Consider the following 18,032-nt stretch of genomic DNA (forward strand, 5'->3'; position numbering starts at 1 on the left):
ATCGTGTAGCTTGCTTCCACTACTATTTGGTTGTTTCTTCAGCGCCAGCTTCAAGGCTTGCTGGGTAGTTTAGTGCGCCTTTTTTAGCGAGTGTACTTGGCGATTGTATAAAGGGGTTGCTATGATTCGCGAAACTAGTAAGCTTGCCCGAGTCGTGAGCATGTGTTTGATTCTGCTGCTAGCCTTACAAATGCTCGTTTATCCGCATGCAACGTCTGCTGCTCCCAGCAATCAAGCAACTTCCAACCAATCACCAATAACGAGCTTAATTCGCGACCGTAATGAGCAACTTGATCCCTATTTGCAACGGGTGGCTGCTGCAGATCCCGATTTGTTTCAAGCCGCCGCCTTGTTAGCGGTGCAAGATGTGTTTAATGGCAATTTGCCCGAAATTGCAGGCGATCAGGCGATCGAGGAGCAAATTAGCTACTATCTGAATCGCGCAGCCTTGGGCTTGCCGATGCAGCCAAGCAACCTTGATCCGGCGCAGAGTTCCGCAATGCAGGATGATGCCTATTTGTGGGAGAGCAATCAGGCGGCGATAGGCACAACTTGGCAAATGACCGCCCGCCCCGATGGCGACCCGCGTTTGTTCGCCCAAGAATTTGATGCCTTGGCGGCAGCCCAAATGCCTGCTGTTGCTCCAGATTCAGCGTTTGCCCCCACTGCGCCCGTGGTTGAAGCAGCTCCTCAACCAGCGCTTGACCCAGCTGAAACGGTGGTTATTCCAGCGCTCCCAAGCAGCCCAGTTAAGCTTAAATCCCAAACCTTTATTCCAAGTCGCCCAACGAGCAGCCAATTTTTGGCCAACTTGCCCAGCCAACAAGCTGAGGCCGAATTTAGTGGCTTGCGGATTCAACCCCAAGTAGCCTTGAATAACCCAGTGCAAACGCCACATGCCAAGTTAGTGGTTACCGCAACTGCGCCATTGCAAACCAATTTCGGCTCAATCATTACCTATACTGTGACCGTTAGCAACACTGGTGGTCAAGCAGCTTCCTTGGTCGAGCTGAGCCAGCGGTTGCCAGCCAACAGTATTTTGCAAGGCTCAGTCAATGATTGTGTATTAAAAGATGGCGAACAACTGGTTTGTGCGATTGGTAATTTGAATGTCAACCAAAGCAAAACCTATCAAGTGCCCGTGTTGATGAAGGGCAATGGGACGTTGATCAGCACGCTGACGGTTAAAGATACCTTTATTGTCAACCCTGATACCAAGCCTGCCACCGCCAAAATTAGCACTAACGTTAATTCAACTAATCGCACTCAACAAGATGTTGGCAAGATTGTGATTGCCGCTGAACAATTTACCACCATTTTTGGTCAGACTGAAGCTAGTGGTGCGGTGGAAATTGGCTTTAAAAAAGATGGCAAATATACCTATCATCTTCGGCTTGGCCCCAACGATAAAATTAAATGGGATGCTGTGGGCACGCCAACGATTATTGAAACCTACGGTAATGTTGCCCAAATTCAAGAAAATTTTCCCTTGTTCAAGGGCGATTTTACGATTGATGTAACCAAAGATAAACCATTCATCAAGCCAAGCCCCACGATTACCCCAACCATCAAGCATTTAGCAGGCTTCCAGCTTTTAGGTAGCGCCGTGATCAGCGATGTGGCGATTTTGTCGGGCGAAGCGGGCTTTATGACTGAACTCAAAGTTTCGCTGCCTGGCATTACCACTACCTCAACCTTGACTCCAACTGCAAATATGACCACCACTACCAATTTGTTGCGGCCAAGCAGCATTTTGACGGGTACGAACCCGATTACTGGAACGAATCCTGTTTCTGGGACGGTCAAGAAAAACACCTTGCGCGTGACCGGGGTGATCAAGCCAGGTGGGAAGGGCGATGCCAAAATCAACGAATTTGAAATGTATTTTGCAGGCTTGAAGGTTAAAGTTAAAAATGCAACCTTCAGCGGCGATAAAATTAAAGTTAAGCAAGCCCTTTTGACTATGCCCAAGGAGCTTGGTGAGTTAACTGGAATTATTTCGGAGATCGAAGTAACCTCAAACTCGATCAACTTTGGTGGGGTTGGGGTCAAAATCCCGCTGCCCAATATTTATCCTTTGGGCAAGCCAATTACGGCCACAAACCCACTTACGCCAACTAGTTTATTGGCACAATCAGTGGCGCTGAGCGAAACTGGAGCCTATACGCCCGCAGTTTCGTTCATCAAAAACTCGGCCACGATTATGTACGACAGCAACGATGGCTTTAGTCTGCAAATTGATAGTACGCTTGATTTGCATGTTGCCGATAATGATCGCAAAATTCCGGTTGAATTGAAAATCGACTGGAAAGGTCAGGTCAAAGGCACAATCAAAGAGCTGAAGTTGAAAATTGCCGGCCACGACTTAGAGATGAAAGAAGTTGAGATTAGTAATGCTGGCTTGAAAGTCAGCGAGGCAAGCTTTACGATCACCTTCCCATCTGAGAAAAAGGATGAACCTAAACCGCCTGCCGCTGGTGATCCGCCTGCTGCACCCAAGGAAGGCGATAAGAAAAAAGAAGATAAAAAACTAACGATCACGGTCAAAAAAGTTTCAATTACCAAGCAAGGCTTTGCGATTGGCGAAGGCGCAATTGCCACCGATTTGCCTGATTTTGGGCTTGGGGAGAGTATTCGCTTCACCAAAAATAAAGTTAAATTTGTCGTAACCAACCCAATTACTAGCCCAGCCATGGAGCTAGAGATTGAAGGCACGCTCAAGGTGCTGATCAAAAGCAGCGAAATGGAAACTAAATTTGCCGCCAAATGGGATAAAAAAGGCAAATTCTCGGGCAAGCTCAAGGAATTAACCCTAACGGTTGCTAGCTCTAAGCTTGAATTGAAAAATGTTGAGTTCAATACCCAACGTTTTGCGACCAATTCGGCCAGTTTGACCTTGCCGCCGATTCTTGGCAGTACCCAAATTGCATTAACTAAAGTAGTTATTGACGAAAATGGCCTGTCGTTTGGCGATGCTGCTGTCAAAATTCCGGTCAAATTTACGATTGGCAAACAGAATGGCGAGCCGAGCCCAACCAATTCGGTCACAATTTCAGGCACGCTCGGCCTCGATTATAAGCAGGATCGATCATATAGCTTTGTGTTTGCAGGCAAAGTTTCAATTACGTTGGCCTCGCAAACTGCCGAAGCTGAAGGCCTTGTACGAATCGATAAAGATGGCAAGGTTACTGGCGATGTTGATAGTTTCGAGTTGACGATTGCTGGCATGAAGCTGGCAATCAAAGAGGCTAGCATCGAAAATGGCACGGTCAAGGCGCGTGAGGCGACCTTTGCGATTCCCAAAGAATGGGGCGGGCTATCAGTTTCGGTCTATAACATCGAAATATCTAAAGAAGGCTTTTCGATCGGTGGTGGCTCGTTCAAATTGCCCGAAATTAAAGTTGGCGATATGTCGCTGACCCTCGAAGGTACACTCAAAAAGGAAGGGAACGGCTGGATTATCGCTGCTGGTGGTGAGTTGAAGTTGCCCAATGCGGGTGGCGCTGGCTGTAGCGGCTTAGGTGTGAGCGTCGAAATTTTTGCTGGCAGCAATCAAACTGTGGCAATGCGGATCGCACCTGCTTCGGTGGATGCCCTGAACGAATTCCAATTGCGCAAAGTTGGGGTTGTGCTCAAATGTACGATTCCTTTGGGCGCAAGCGGCTTTGATCTCACGCGGATTTCGGGCACGGTTACCCTAACCAGCAATGTGACCAAAATCGAAATGAGCGCCACGATCGAGAGCAAAATGGGGATTGGCAGCTTCCGTGCCGTGACTGCCGATGGCAATATGTCTATGGAATATGTCAAAAATCCCTATAAATTTGAGATTGGCATCGGCGCATCGATGAAGATTTTCTCGATGTTCGAAGCAGCGCGGGCCAGTGCCAAGATGCGCTTTACCGATGGCGCAGTGCCCTTCCTGTTTACCGCCGAAATGAATATCAACGCTGTGATTGCCCGTGGCAATATGAAACTGACCGCTTGGACCAAAGATGGTGCATTCAATTTGGTTGGGCGGATCTATGGCGAGGTTGGAGTTAAACGCGGCGCATTGGTTGACCGTTGCTGGCGGATCTGGATGCCTTGGCCATTTGATGATCAAGATGTTTGTTTGACGCTGCCTGGCAGCGACCTATTTTTTGGCGCAGGCATGGAGTTTGGCAAGTTCAAGCGTGGCAATGGTGATGCTTGGGGCTTCAAAGCCAGCGTCAATATTGCCGGAGCCAACTATGGAATTTACGTTGATACCAGTGGCCGATTCAGCGTGGGCAATGTTGATGATTATCGTTTGATCGATGCACCTTCGCTGCGCCGCGCCAAGTATTTGCACGATCTGAATGCCCAACAGCAACTCAATCGCGCGAGCTTGAGCGCTGAAGATCTAGCATTGTTCAACGATTATAGTTTCAACAACCAAGAAATTATTATCAGTACCGTCGAAATGACCCGCCCCGGCGACTTGATGATCAATATGTTGCGCTTGAGCTATGATACCGATATTCAGGTGAGCTTAGTGCGCCCCGATGGTTTGCGAATGACTGGCAGCAATGCGGCTGGTAATCTGAATTTCAGCGAAACTTTGGTTGACCCACGCGATATTCGCGACCCAATTACCCACCAAGGTAACGCTGCTGCACCACCAATGCTGCAAACTAGCCTGAATGTGACCAATGCTGCGCTTGGTGAATGGAAGTTGGTCTTGAATCGTGCTCCTGCCTATGATTTTATTATCAACGTTAGCGGCACGATTTATGGCCCGCCAATTAGCGACTTGGTCGTGATCAACCAGAACGATGGCAATAATAGCGTCGATTTGGCGTGGACGCAGAGCACGCCATTTACTTCGACTGCGACGATTTATGCGAGCCAAGATACGATTACTGATACCGCTAGCTATACCAAAACCAACAACGTTATGCGCCCCGATGGGATTATGGCGACCGAGACGATTACGGTCGATGTTGGCACGGTAACCAAGTTTAGTGGTTATCCCTTGGTCAGCTTCGATTATGCCGAGGGCTTGCAAAATGCCGACGAAACGCTCGATCTTTCCTCGCTCAAGAGTGGGGTTTACAATCTGTGGCTCGAAGTCAACGACGGCCAGAATCCGCCAAGCCGCCATTATTTCCCGAACACAGTCAGCGTGTTGCACGCTTGGGAGCCAACATGGACAACCACCAGCGTGATTACCCCAAGCTATGGCAGCTTGGATGTGGCTTGGACGAAGCACCCTGATCCTGATGTTGATGGCTATGAAATTCACGTGCGCAACGAAGCTGATCAATTTGATGAAGATAGCTATATTGTCGATGTTGGCGATGCTTTATCACAGACGATCACGGGCTTGAATGCGGGTGAAAACTATGAGCTAACGATAATTGGCTATGATTCGGGCACTGGTCGAACTTCGGCAGCCGCACCAATTACGGCTACGCCATTGATTGCGCCATTCAGTATTACGGCCAACCCAACCGAATTGAGCTTGGATGCTGGGGTAGCGGGCACAAGCAACTTAACGCTTGCTTCGAGCATCAATCCCTACCCAGAGCAAGTATTTATTGAAGTGACTAGCTTGCCTGAAGGTTTCGCCGCCCATATCACCACGCCAATCGTAACCCCAACCTTGGCTGGAGTGCAATCGAGTGTGGTGCTCACGCCTGCCGCTAGTTTGCTTGGCGGAACCTACACTGTCACTTTGGTGGCGCTATCCAACGGAACCGAGCGCTATCTCGATATTCCGGTGGTGCTGAATGAGCCAAACTTTATGCTGCGTACTAGCGTTGATGATTTGACCTTGACCAACTTCAATAGCACCAGCGTTGCGATTGATGCGACCTATCAATTCAGCGAACAGGATGAAATTTTCGTTGATGTGCTGGATATACCGTTTGGGGTCGATTGGGCGTTTACGCGCTCGAGCTTTATGCCAGGCGAACAAACCCGCCTGATCTTGACCGATACGATTGATCTGGAGTATGGCGACTATCCAATTACCTTGCTGGCCTTTGATAACGAGCATGCCTACACCAAAACCCTGACCTTGGCGGTCACCGGCTTCTATATCGAAGTTGCTGAAGATCAAGCGGCTCGACCACATGAAATTGCAGCACCCTACATTTTGAACATTGATGGCAACGAATGGGATTCACCAATCGAATTCAGCATCGAGGAGCCTGCCGACGAAGAATTGTTCTTTGTTAGCTTGTCGAGTGCCACGGCTGAAGTTGGTCAATTGGTCAACCTTGAACTGAGCGCCTTGATCGATACTGCGCCTGGAACCTATGAAGTGTTGCTGCATGCCAGCAGCGAAGGCTATACCCAGACCTTGCCATTGTATGTAACGGTCGAAGCGAATGCCATGGCAACCGATTTGGTGATGGGCTACCAAGGCTTGATTGGCGGCTATATCGTGGCTGGCGAAAGCTACAGCTATACGCTTGCTCCCAAGAATATTAGCTTGAATCCAGCGCTTGATGTTAGCGTGATTGATCGGATGTTGGAAAATAGCTTGGTAACCTTGACTGACGCTGCTGGCTGTGGGGTTGCGACGAATGGCGCTGCGACAACCCTTAATTGTAGCCTTGGCGATATTGCGGCAGGTAGCCAACATAACGCCACAACCCTGACGTGGCAGATTAACCCCGAGGTTGCCGAAGGCACGCTAATTTCGCATACCAGCGAGTTAGTGATTAACGATACGAGCTTGTATAGTGAAACTTCGGCGATCGATAACGTTGGTGAGTTGGCTTTTACCGTCGAACGTTTATCGGATTTAGCCTTGACGGTAGACTACGATCAAATGGTGAATGCTGGCGAATTGACCACGCTCACCGCGACAATCACCAATACTGGCCCTTCGGATGCAGCAAATGTGGTGGTCGAGTTCTACTTGCCAGCCGGAACTAGCTTAGCATCGGCTGATGTTGGCTGTATCCAAGAAGCTGAGTTGGTGCGCTGCGAGGTTGGCGTGATGGGGGTTGATCAGGTTGAGACCTTCGCGATTCAGCTTGCGGTTGGGGCAAATCAACGTGACTATCTCGAAACGTTGATAGCCGTTGATAGCGATTCATACGACGAAGATTTGCTCAATAACTCGGTGTATAGCTTTGCCGAAGTTGTGGCAGTAGCTGATTTGAGCATGACAATTGCACCAAATCGCACGACCATCAACGAAGGTGAGGTTGTTGAATATCTCTTGACGATTGTCAATCAAGGTTCAGCAACAGCCAATAATCTGCAGATTGAGCTTGATTTGCCCGACGAGGCCGATATTGTTGAGGTGCGGATTGGCAATGTGCTTGAAACGCCCGAAAGCTTGACGCTTGAGCCAGGTGCAACATTAACGGCAACGGTTGGCATTCTCTACCCTGAGGATGATGCGGGTACGCCAATTCAGGTTGAAGCCTTTGCGTTTGCCGATGAGGCCAACGAGGTGAATGCAATCAGTGTTGATGTAGCGGTGGCGAATCTGGCTCCAAGCGGAATCTTTACCAATACGCTGGTAGTCAACGAAGGCGAATTCGGCATTTTGGCCGTGATGATCGACGATGCTGGCAACGAGTATGATCCATTGACCGTTGCTTGGGATCTCGATAACGATGGCGCATTTGACGATTCGACCACAGCGATCACCCGTTTCGATGCCCGCTCGTTTGACGGAACTACCACCCGCCCAGTCGCGGTCAAGATTCTTGATGATGATGGCGGTGAAACGATTGTCAATGGCACGGTGCTGGTACGCAATGTTGCGCCAACCGTCGCAGCTGGACCTGATCAGTTCCAAATCTACGATCAACAATTTACCCTCGATGTGGCTTTGACCGACCCATTTGCCAATGACACCAAAACTGCCAGCATCGATTGGGGCGATGGGGAGATCGATACGATTCCATTGGCGGCCCAAGTGACCAGTACCAGTGCTAGCCATAACTTTAGTGCAATTGGCAACTACACGACCAAGGTTTGTGTAACCGACGATAATCAAGGCCAAGGCTGCGATGAAGTTGTATTGTATGCAATGTGTCGCGATAATGGTTTGTTGGTGCGGGTTGGGCAGCAAAACCAGCAAATCAGTATTATTTTGGAGAATGCCAGCGGCAACCTCGCAATTCCAATGAGCATGCCATTGAGCTTGTATCACGGCAATACGGTGCTGCAAACCTTTGTGCTTGATCAGCCGTTGGCGGTGGGAGCTTCACGCACGCTCAACTATACTTGGGCCAACGCGCCGTTGAGCGCCAACTTACGCGTTGCTACCGACGACGATGGCACAGGCACAAAATCGACCGATCTCTGTTCGGGTAGTGTGTACAAGTGGGCAATTAACACCACAATCTATGCTCCGGTGATTATGGTTAATCGCTAAAATTTAGGGGCTAGTTGTCAGGGGTCAGGGATCAGGTTTAAGCAAAGCCTGCATTCCTGACCCCTTTCCTGTTTGCATAGGGCAAGCATGGCTATTGGCTCTAGGCTATCGGAAGAACAATTTGTGAAATTCGTGCAATTCGTGGCTAAAAATAGCCTTCGTGCGCTTCGTGTCCTTCGTGGATCAAATCTGGAAGCCACAGCTCGCTAAGGAACCCAAATTAACCAGACGGGACTACTGCCAACCAGCGAGCCATAGACATCGCGAAAGGCAATTTCGAGCGATTGACCTACCCACGTTTCAAGCGTTGCGCGGGGAATTTCCACGATCATTGGCGTTGTGGCGATCTGGCTAAATTGCACTTGGCCGTTGATTCGCACCACCAGTTCATCGTCAACTTGGATTGGTTGTACGCTCTGTGGTGATGCTGAAAAATAGAATTTGCCGCCTGGCGGTAAGCTTGTGACAAGCTGAATCGTGGTTGTATAGTAGGTTTCGCCTTGAACAGTGATCGGGCGAATTGGAATCGCTTGATCATTGAGTGTTGCCAAGACGCTGATTTGACGTAGCGAGACTAGGGGTAGGTAGGCCGATCGTTGACTGCTGGCGCTCGGCGTTGGAGTTATCGTTGGGGTTGGGGTCGGCGGTGGCGCAGCCGGACAACTATTCAACAGCACGGCCAAGGTATTCGAGAGATAATTGGCTCCCGCCAGATCGATCTTGCCATCGTGATTAAAGTCGCCAGCACTTAAACCACGGTTGGCAACCCGTGGGCCAAAAGCGCTGAGTGCTGCGAAAGTTCCATCGCCATTGCCCCGCGCAATCGTGACACTTGATTCTGAGGTATAGGATACCGCTAAATCGAGCCGCCCATCAAGATTAAAATCGTGGCTCAAGACATCCATCGGCAACAGATTACTGGGCATGGTGGCGGTAACGCTGAATGCTCCTGTGCCTGTGCCGCGCAGAATCGAAAGTGTGTGAGCACTACGATTGGTGACCGCTGCATCGGCAATGCCATCACGATTCCAATCGCCAAAGTTCACCGAGGTTGGGCCAACCCCAACCGCTGTGTTGATGGTTGAGCCAAACGTGCCATTGCCATTGTTCAAGCGAACGCTCAGGGTATTTGCCACGTAATTAACCCACGCCAGATCGATCGCGCCATCGCGATCAAGGTCAATGCTGGTGAGTTTGAAGGGATGCGCATCGCTTGCATAATCAGTTGCTGCGCCAAAAGCACCGCTGCCATTGCCCATGCGCACGCTGATCGAATTGGCGTTGTAGTTGGCGCTGGCAAAGTCGGGGCTGCCATCGTTATTGAAATCGGCAATCGTGATTTCAACCGGATTAAAGGGCGTTGGATAGCTGGTGGGGGTAAAATTTCCAGCTCCATTATTCAGCAGCACAAGCGCTTGATTGGCCAAAAAGGCGGCCACAATCAAATCGTTGCGGCCATCGCGATTGACATCTCCAACCGCTACATCGGATGGTTGCAGCCCAAGGCTGATACTTATGGCGCTGCTAAACGATCCAGTGCCATTATCATAGCGAATAATGATGCTGTTGGTGCTTGGGTTGGCGATTACCAAATCGAGATCACCATCATTATTCATATCGCTGGTGGTGCTGCCAACCAAGGTTTCGGCTCCAATCGCTGTGGTTGTTGCGCTAAAGCCAATGCCACCACATTGGCTATCGCTGCGGTTCAGCAAAACCCCAACAATTGCGCCTTCGTTGCTGGTTGTTAAATCGTTGCGGCCATCGCGGTTGAAATCGGCAGCGGCAACCGCCCGTGGCACAAAGGCTCCGCTAAATGAGCCTGCATCATGAAATATGCCGTTGCTGCTGCCTTGCAAGACCCACACATTGCCGCTGATCGTTGCCACCGCTAGGTCTTGGTTGCCATCGTTGTCGAGATCGCTGGCAGTGAGCCATTCGGGGGTTGGGCCAACTGGATAGTAGGTTGGTGCGCCGAAACTACCGTTAGCACTGCCAAATACCACCGCGACCTGATTGGTTGGCGGTCGGATGACGATTGCTAGATCACGGTTGCCATCGTGATTCCAATCGCCAGGAACAATACCATAGGGAAGATCGCTCAGCGGATAATTGACCGCGCCAGTGAATCCGCCTGCGCCATTGCCGAAACCAACGGTAAAAGCTTTGTCGGTATAGATCGTTTTGGCCACATCCATACGATTGTCGTGGTTAAAATCGGCCACGGTTAGGCCATAGCCCCCGCCGCCAACTGTGCTCAGCAAAGGGCTGGCGAACCCGCCGCTACCATTGCCCAGCGCAACCCCAACATTATTGGTTGCGGTTAATCCGCCAACAACTAGGTCGGGGTGACCATCACGATTCAGATCGGCGATTTGAATTGATTCGGGTGCGCCAACCGTTGCCAGATTAACTGCCGCGTTGAAACTGCCTGTGCCTGTGCCAAGCAACAGCGAGACTGAAGCTGAGCCAAAATTAACTACTGCCAAATCATCGTTGCCATCGTGGTTGACATCACTGACGGCGACTGAGATTGGAAAATTGCCAGTTGCATAGGCTACCGTCGCTGCAAATGTGCCATCACTATTGCCAAGCAACACATTAATTTCATTGGTGGCGCGTGAGGTTGCCGCGAGATCGGCCACGCCATCGCGATTGAAATCGCCAGTTGCCACAAATGCACCGCTGCCGGTTGTGGGATAGGTTACCACCGGATCAAACACAATCGTGGCGGCGGGAACCGCTTGAGCTTTGGGATGCTGCATGATCGTTATCAACAGCGCTGCCATGAGCAAGCTGCTAAGTATTTTGAGCGAAATAGGCATTGATTTTCCTCCAAAGGTTGCACTGCGGCAAGCATAGGGCTTGAGCGTAATCAAACCGTATCCATCGCATCAACATCGGAGTAGAGCCGCAGGGTTTGGGTTCGCTCACCAATCAACGCCGCGAAGGCAAACCAAAAATGATTGCCATGAATAATTGGGGTAAGTTGTCGCCCTTGTAGTGGGCCTGCTAGCGCTCGTCCGCTAATATCCCAACGACTGTTGGTTTGGTGGTCATAAATCGCGTGATCACGCGATTCAAAGCTCAGCAGCATGCCATCCAATTGGCGTTGCCAAGCTGTGCCCATGCCAGTTGCATGCGATTGGGCGATGGTGGCGGCATCAACCGCTGAAGCCATGCCTGCTTGATAGAAAATTGCGATCGAAGTATCCAGATAGTGATCGTTTATTACCAGCCGACGTGCTAAAATACTGAAGGGATAGGCGAGCGCGGCGTTACCAATCACCAAACCAACCACCCGTTCCAGCGCTGGTAGTTGAGGATTGGGGCGTTGTTGCAATAGCCATGGAGTGGTTTGTTGATCGTAGGCAATGTAGGGATTTTGGCCATAACTGCGCCGAAAGCCAGTTTGGCGCGATAGTACACGGCTCGTCGGGGCTTGCTCGCAGGCAATCTGCCACGCAACCAAGAGGCTTGGCAGCATTTGGAGTTGGCTTCCGGCAAAATGTCCAACCAGACCCAACCCCGTTGCTTGTTGCCACAACGATTCGGTTTGACGATCCCACATTACTAAATCACTTTTGCGCAGCAAACCTGAAACGCCAAAGGTTAATCGTTGGTTGGCGACTTGGCGCTCGAACACAACACCAATATTGCATAATGGGCAAAAAGTCACGGCAATTGGCAGCTCGCCAAGCCAATCGTTCACAATTTCATGCCACATCAAGATTTGCAGCGGATAGATTGTGGTGTGCTGCTGGTTGGATACAACTAAAACTGGATCATCAGGGCTGAGCCAATCGTTGGCTTGATCAATCGACTCAAATTGCGGCTGATTGATCGGTGGAATGCCATCACGCCGTGGATTGCCCAGCGTGAACTCGCGATAATCAACCAACTGACGGCTAAAATCGGTCTGCCAATCGTGGCCAAATGTGCGCGTGGTTGGTTCATGGGCGGTTGGTTGCGGGGCTTGTGGTCGTGTGCTCATTAGGGGTATCCTCCAGTTTCAAGAAGCGGTTTTGAACAAATTTGGGTAAGCCCCGACCCCTGACCAGAGTGATATTGGCACGCCAGTCAATTTGGATGGATCGTCAATTGGCATGCCCTCACCCCCTGCCCCCCTCTCCCGCATGCGAGGCGAGGGGGAACCGCACCACCATGATTATTCGATCGCCCCTCGCCCGCCGCCGTGGGAGAGGGGTTGGGGGTGAGGGGTCTTAACCTACCCTTGTATGGCTACTTTCCGCCGAGCGAGCGAGGGGAACCCTCGATCATAAATGTTGGACTCCCCTCGCCCGCCGCCGTGGGAGAGGGGTTGGGGTGAGGGAACACCAGATCAACTGAGAATGTAGTTTAGCGTCCGAGCGTAGTCAATCCGTAATCACTGAAGGACAGGGATCATGCAGTTTTGCTTTTTTGGCCTTGTGCGTGCCACATTCAACGATCAACCGCTGCAATTTCGCTCGAATAAAGTTCGGGCACTTTTGGCGATTATCTGGCTTGATCCGCGTCGCCAGTGGGCACGAGATGAGCTGGCAAGCTTGCTTTGGGAAGATTATTCGAGCAGCAAAGCTCGCACTAATTTGCGCGTAACCTTTTCGCAACTACAACAAAGCCTGCATCCGTTGTATCAGGCCTTGCCTGCGCGTGCGCCGTTGTTGGTCGCTGATCGGGCACGGATTGCGCTGCAAGCCGAAGCATGGCCCGAATTGCAGGTTGATGTCTGGCGGTTTGATCAAGCAATTGCCGCCTACCACACTCATAACCATGAGCATGGAGTGATATGTGCTGCTTGTCTTGAACAATTAACGAGCGCAGTTGAGTTGTATCAGGGCGATTTGTTGACTCCCTTTGCGATTGAGGCGAGTAGTGGCTTTGATGCGTGGCTGGAACGCCAGCGCGAGGCACGACATCAACAACTGCTGCTGGCCTACGATGTTTTAGCCGAGCATGCCCTGCGAATGCGCGATTTTCATGAAGTTCAGCGGCTTTCAACCGCCCAATTGCTGCATTTACCTTGGCATGAGCAGGCTCATCGGCGCTTGATGATTAGTTTTGCCGAGTTGGGCCATCAGAGTATGCTGCGCGAACAGTATTTGCTCTGCCAACGAACGCTTGAGCGCGAACTGGGGATTGGCCCTGATGCGGAGACCCAAGCCCTTTACCAGCGTTTAGTCACAACTTCGACCACGCTGCCCCTGCCTAATCCAACTCTAAAAACCTTGCCTGAACTAAGCAAACCATTGATTGGCCGAACCCATGAATTAGCGCTCTTGCACAGCTTGATTGAGCAAAAACAGCAACGTTTGGTGACCTTGCTCGGCTTGGGTGGCATCGGCAAAACAAGCTTAGCCTTGGCCTATGCTCATGCTGCCCAAGCGGCTTTCGATGCTGTGTGGTTTGTGAGTTTTGCGGGTAGTGCTGGCGAATCACTCGCATCCGACCACCATCGGCTTAGCGCAACCATCGCGACGACACTGGGGTTGTCGCAACAACTGCACACGCCCCAAGCAGCCTTGCTACATTACCTTGGGCAGCGCTCGGTCTTGTTGGTTTTGGATAATCTTGAGCATTTGGTGCACGAGGCGCTGCATGTGCAAGCAATTCTGGATGCTTGCCCGCATGTGGTGGTGCTGGTAACTTCACGCGAACCACTCAATATTCAAGCTGAGCAGCGGGTGCAACTGCATGGTTTGGCTTTGGCAAATGCTGATCAAGCGTTCGCAGCCAGTGCTCAATTATTTCTGGCACATGGAACCAACGCTACCAGCCAAACCTTGGCCGATCCTGCCAGCATGGAATGGATCGATCGGATTTGTCGCATGCTTGATGGTAATCCATTGGCAATTGAATTGGCCGCCCGTTGGGTGCACTATCTTGGGTTGGATGAAATTGCCACGGCGATTGAGCAGGATATGGATTTTCTACAAACTAGCGTGCGTGATTTGCCCGACCGTCATCGCAGTATGCGAGCGGTGTTTGATGGCTCGTGGCGCTTGCTTTCGCGTCATGAACAGCGCGTGCTCAGTCAGGCTAGTTTGTTTCGGGGCAGTTGGTCGCTCACGGCGATGCGCAGTATTTGCACGGTGTCGCGGCTGACCATTCGCGAGCTGATCGATAAAAGTTGGCTAACTCAGCATGCAGGCCGCGCGATGATCCATCGTTTGATTCAACGCTATGCCCATGAACAATTGCAACGCATGCCGACTACCGCTGCAACGACTGCAAAACGCCATAGTATTTACTACTTGGCCATGCTTCGGCGGCATACTCCCGCACTCAGTGGCTCGCAACCACAAGCGAGCGTTCGACTGTTACGCGACGATCTTGATAATATTCGTCAAGCTTGGCTTTGGGCGGTAGATCATGGCGCAACCCATTTGGTGCATGCAAGTCTGGCTGGTTTATCGCAACTCTACGATCTTTTAGGCTTGTATCACGAGGCGATTCGCGTGCTGCAAACCAGCATCACCCAGATTCAACGCCAACCAACCAGCCTACAGCAACAACGCCTGCTGATGCGCTTGACGATTGCGCTCGCCAGCCATTTCAATGCAGCGGCAGATTATCGGACTGCCGCACAGGTTGGGCAACAGGCCTTGGATTTAGCTCAGACCCTTGATGTTCCGCAGCAGATAGCCGCCTGTTTGTTGCAAATTGGTATTGCCCAACGCAATTATGGTTTGTTTGCTGACGCCGAACAAAGCCTTCAGCGCTCGATCGCGATTGCCCAAGCGTTGCCGTTGAAGCAGGTCTATGCCCATGCGCTGCGTAGTTTGGGCTTTTTGGCCTATCTCCAAGGCAATTATCCCGTGGCGTTGCGCTACCACGAGCAGGCGTTGGCGTTTTATCGGTTGCTTCACGATCAACGGAGTATTAATTTGGCCCAAAATACCTTGGGCTTAATTGCGCTTGCTCAGGGCGATCTTCAGCAGGCGTGGGACCAATTGGCGGTAGTATTGACGCGTTGTCAAACGCTTGAAGATGGTTGGGGCGAGGCTTTGACCCTGAATAATCTGGGAGCTGTGGTGCAGGCTCAGGGTGATCCAGCTCGCGCGATCGATTATTATCAAAAGGCATTAAGCATTCGCCAACGGATTGGCGATCGTTGGGGCGAGGGCATTAGTCTGAGCAATCTGGCGGCGGCATGGCACGAGCAGGCAGATTACCAAACTGCCTATCAAAGCGCAATGCAAGCCATTCAGCATACCACTGCAATTCATGATTTGCCGACCAAAGCCTATGCCTTGACCACCCTTAGCCAGATTCTGCGGGTACTGGGCGATCAGGCTGGGTCAATCGCCGCCCGATCAGAGGCCACAACATTGCGCACCCAGCTTGGACAAGATCATTTAATTAGTCAAACCATTGATTAATTGAACCCTGCGATCAGCCTGCAATTGTGTTTACGATCCGATTACGGGCGCGAGTTAGACTGGCGCGAGTTAGCTGGCTCCATGATTAAAGGATGCACTATGAGTACCCCAAAACCTATCGTTTATGCCCGCATGCTGCTTGGATTGTTATTGATTAGCATAAGTTTTGGCCTTGGATTGCCGCGAATCGCCGCCCAAACTCCCCGTGACGAGGCAACGGAGCGCTTAAACTCAGCCGATTGGGCGGCAATTCAAGGCCTGCTTGCACCAACTACGGCGATCTCTGGCTCCAAATTTCAAGCTGGCTACTTGAAGGCCGCCCAAGTTTCGGCTGGCGATAGCTTTGGCGCGAGTGTGGCAATTTCTGGCGATACGGTGGTGGTCGGCGTTCCAGCCGAGTCAAGCAGTTTGGCAGGTGTGCAAAATAGTGCTACGCCGACCATCAATGCTTTGGCTGCCCAAGCCGGTGCCGCCTATGTGTTTGTACGGGGGAGTGCTGGTTGGCAGCAACAGGCCTACCTCAAAGCCTCTGAGGTGAGCGCCAATGATCAATTTGGTTGGAGTGTGGCGATCTCCGGCGATACGATTGTGGTTGGCTCACCGAGAGAGAGCAGTAGTACGGTTGGCGTGCAAAATAGTGCGACACCAACCGTCAATAATGATCTTGGTGGGGCTGGCGCGGCCTATGTGTTTGTGCGCACTGGCTCAACTTGGAGTCAACAAGCGTACTTCAAAGCCTCACAAGTTACATCTGGCGATTGGTTTGGCTGGAGCGTGGGTTTAGCATCAAACACGATTGTGGTTGGAGCTTATGGCGAAGATAGCAATATCGTTGGCGTGCAAAATAGTGCTACGCCGACCGTCAATGAAGCGGCTACCGCAGCGGGTGCGGCCTATATATTTGTGCGCACTGGCTCAACTTGGAGCCAACAAGCCTACCTTAAAGCTGCCCAAATTAATACTGATGATGTGTTTGGGTGGAGTGTTGCAGTAGCTGGCGATACGGTGATCGTTGGTGCGCCAGGTGAGGACACCAGCATTGCAGGAGTGCAACATAGTGCTACGCCGACGGTGGATGAAACAGCTCTCGCAGCAGGGGCAGTCTTTGTATTTACCCGCAGTGGCTCAAGCTGGAGTCCGCAAGTCTTTGTGAAGGCCTCACAGGTTACACCTGGCGATCAATTTGGCTATAATCTGGCGATCGCTGGCAATACGATTGTGGTTGGCGCTCCCTACGAAGATTCAAGCACCTCGGGCGTGCAGCATGGCGCTAGCCCAAGTGTCGATGAGCTAGCATCGTTCGCTGGAGCTGCCTTTGTTTATACCCAAAACGCGGGAGTATGGAGCCAACAAGCCTACCTCAAAGCCTCGAATGTGGCGGATGGTGATCGCTTTGGCATGAGTGTGGCGATTGATGCCAATACGATTGTGGTTGGTGCGCCGGAAGAGGATAGTGGCATTGCTGGGGTGCAAAATAGTGCACTACCCAACGCTGATGAGAGCGCCATCCAAGCAGGAGCCGCCTATGTGTATGCACGGAATGCTACAACTTGGAGCCAGCAAAGTTATCTAAAGGCTTCGCAGGTTTCGACTGGCGATTATTTTGGGCGTGGGGTTGGGGTGGCGGGCGATATGCTGGTGATTGGGATTCCGCTTGAAGATAGTGCTCGCAGTGGCATCCAAAATAGTGCTACGCCGAGTGTTGATGAACTTGCTGCTGATTCAGGTGCGGCCTTAATTATTGATACAACCTATCGTTCGTATAGCCCGTTGGTTCAGCGCATGACCCTCTTGGCCTTGCTTACGATCAATTCGACGGCTATTCCCATTCGGGCGGTGACGCAACAGGGCGAAGTATTTGCAAGCTTCACGGCAACATTGCCTACCACGATTCCAGCTGGTGGCCATATTTATCTTTCGGCTAGCCCTAGCTCGTTGCAACCAACCTTGGTCGATGATCGGATTATCATTCGCGATGGGGCTAACATAATTTTTCAACATACCTACGATCTTGAGAGCAATGGCGAGCTTGTTGAGATTCCGTGGGAAGTTATTAATGCGGCTAGCGGCCATAGCCTGACGATCACTTTTGTTGATGTCTCGGCAGGGTTGGTTGGGGCAACGCCGATCTATCTGATTTGGGTGGCTGAGTAGGGATCAAACTATGAGTTCCCTCACCCCCTAGCCCCCTCTCCCGCAGGCGAGCGAGGGGGAAACCGGCTCTTGCATGAAGGCTGAAACGCCCCTCGCCCGCCGCAGTGGGCGAGGGGTTGGGGTGAGGG

At 51.3% G+C, this 18,032-nt stretch carries 5 protein-coding genes; 3 read left to right on the forward strand and 2 right to left on the reverse strand.

Features of this window, described 5'->3' with window-relative positions; genetic code table 11:
• Positions 1-121: 121 nt before the first annotated feature.
• On the forward strand, positions 122-8,368 hold the full coding sequence (locus DEF47_RS09105) for a PKD domain-containing protein (RefSeq protein ID WP_012189475.1): 8,247 nt from the start codon (positions 122-124) through the stop codon (positions 8,366-8,368).
• A gap of 206 nt (positions 8,369-8,574) precedes the next feature.
• Here DEF47_RS09105 and DEF47_RS09110 read toward each other — a convergent pair whose 3' ends face one another.
• Positions 8,575-11,193 (reverse strand): FG-GAP repeat domain-containing protein, encoded by a 2,619-nt coding sequence (locus tag DEF47_RS09110; RefSeq protein ID WP_012189476.1) that lies wholly within the window; start codon positions 11,191-11,193, stop codon positions 8,575-8,577.
• Between the two features lie 50 nt (positions 11,194-11,243).
• Entirely contained in the window at positions 11,244-12,362 is a 1,119-nt protein-coding gene (locus DEF47_RS09115) for a DUF3179 domain-containing protein (RefSeq protein WP_012189477.1), read from the reverse strand.
• Between the two features lie 412 nt (positions 12,363-12,774).
• Between DEF47_RS09115 and DEF47_RS09120 the strand changes: the two genes are divergently transcribed.
• Positions 12,775-15,750: an ATP-binding protein gene (locus DEF47_RS09120; RefSeq protein WP_012189478.1), complete on the forward strand. Its 2,976-nt coding sequence runs from the start codon at positions 12,775-12,777 to the stop codon at positions 15,748-15,750.
• Between the two features lie 99 nt (positions 15,751-15,849).
• Positions 15,850-17,904, forward strand: coding sequence for an FG-GAP repeat protein (locus DEF47_RS09125; RefSeq protein WP_012189479.1), 2,055 nt, complete (start codon positions 15,850-15,852; stop codon positions 17,902-17,904).
• Positions 17,905-18,032 lie beyond the last annotated feature (128 nt).

The organism is Herpetosiphon sp. (genome assembly GCF_003512625.1).
Classification (GTDB): Bacteria; Chloroflexota; Chloroflexia; order Chloroflexales; family Herpetosiphonaceae; genus Herpetosiphon; species Herpetosiphon aurantiacus.

Bases quoted from the DNA above. Each gene is read 5' to 3' on its own strand.
- DEF47_RS09110 (WP_012189476.1), bottom strand. From the start codon at position 11,193: ATGCCTATTTCGCTCAAAATACTTAGCAGCTTGCTCATGGCAGCGCTG.
- DEF47_RS09105 (WP_012189475.1), top strand. From the start codon at position 122: ATGATTCGCGAAACTAGTAAGCTTGCCCGAGTCGTGAGCATGTGTTTG.
- DEF47_RS09120 (WP_012189478.1), top strand. From the start codon at position 12,775: ATGCAGTTTTGCTTTTTTGGCCTTGTGCGTGCCACATTCAACGATCAA.
- DEF47_RS09115 (WP_012189477.1), bottom strand. From the start codon at position 12,362: ATGAGCACACGACCACAAGCCCCGCAACCAACCGCCCATGAACCAACC.
- DEF47_RS09125 (WP_012189479.1), top strand. From the start codon at position 15,850: ATGAGTACCCCAAAACCTATCGTTTATGCCCGCATGCTGCTTGGATTG.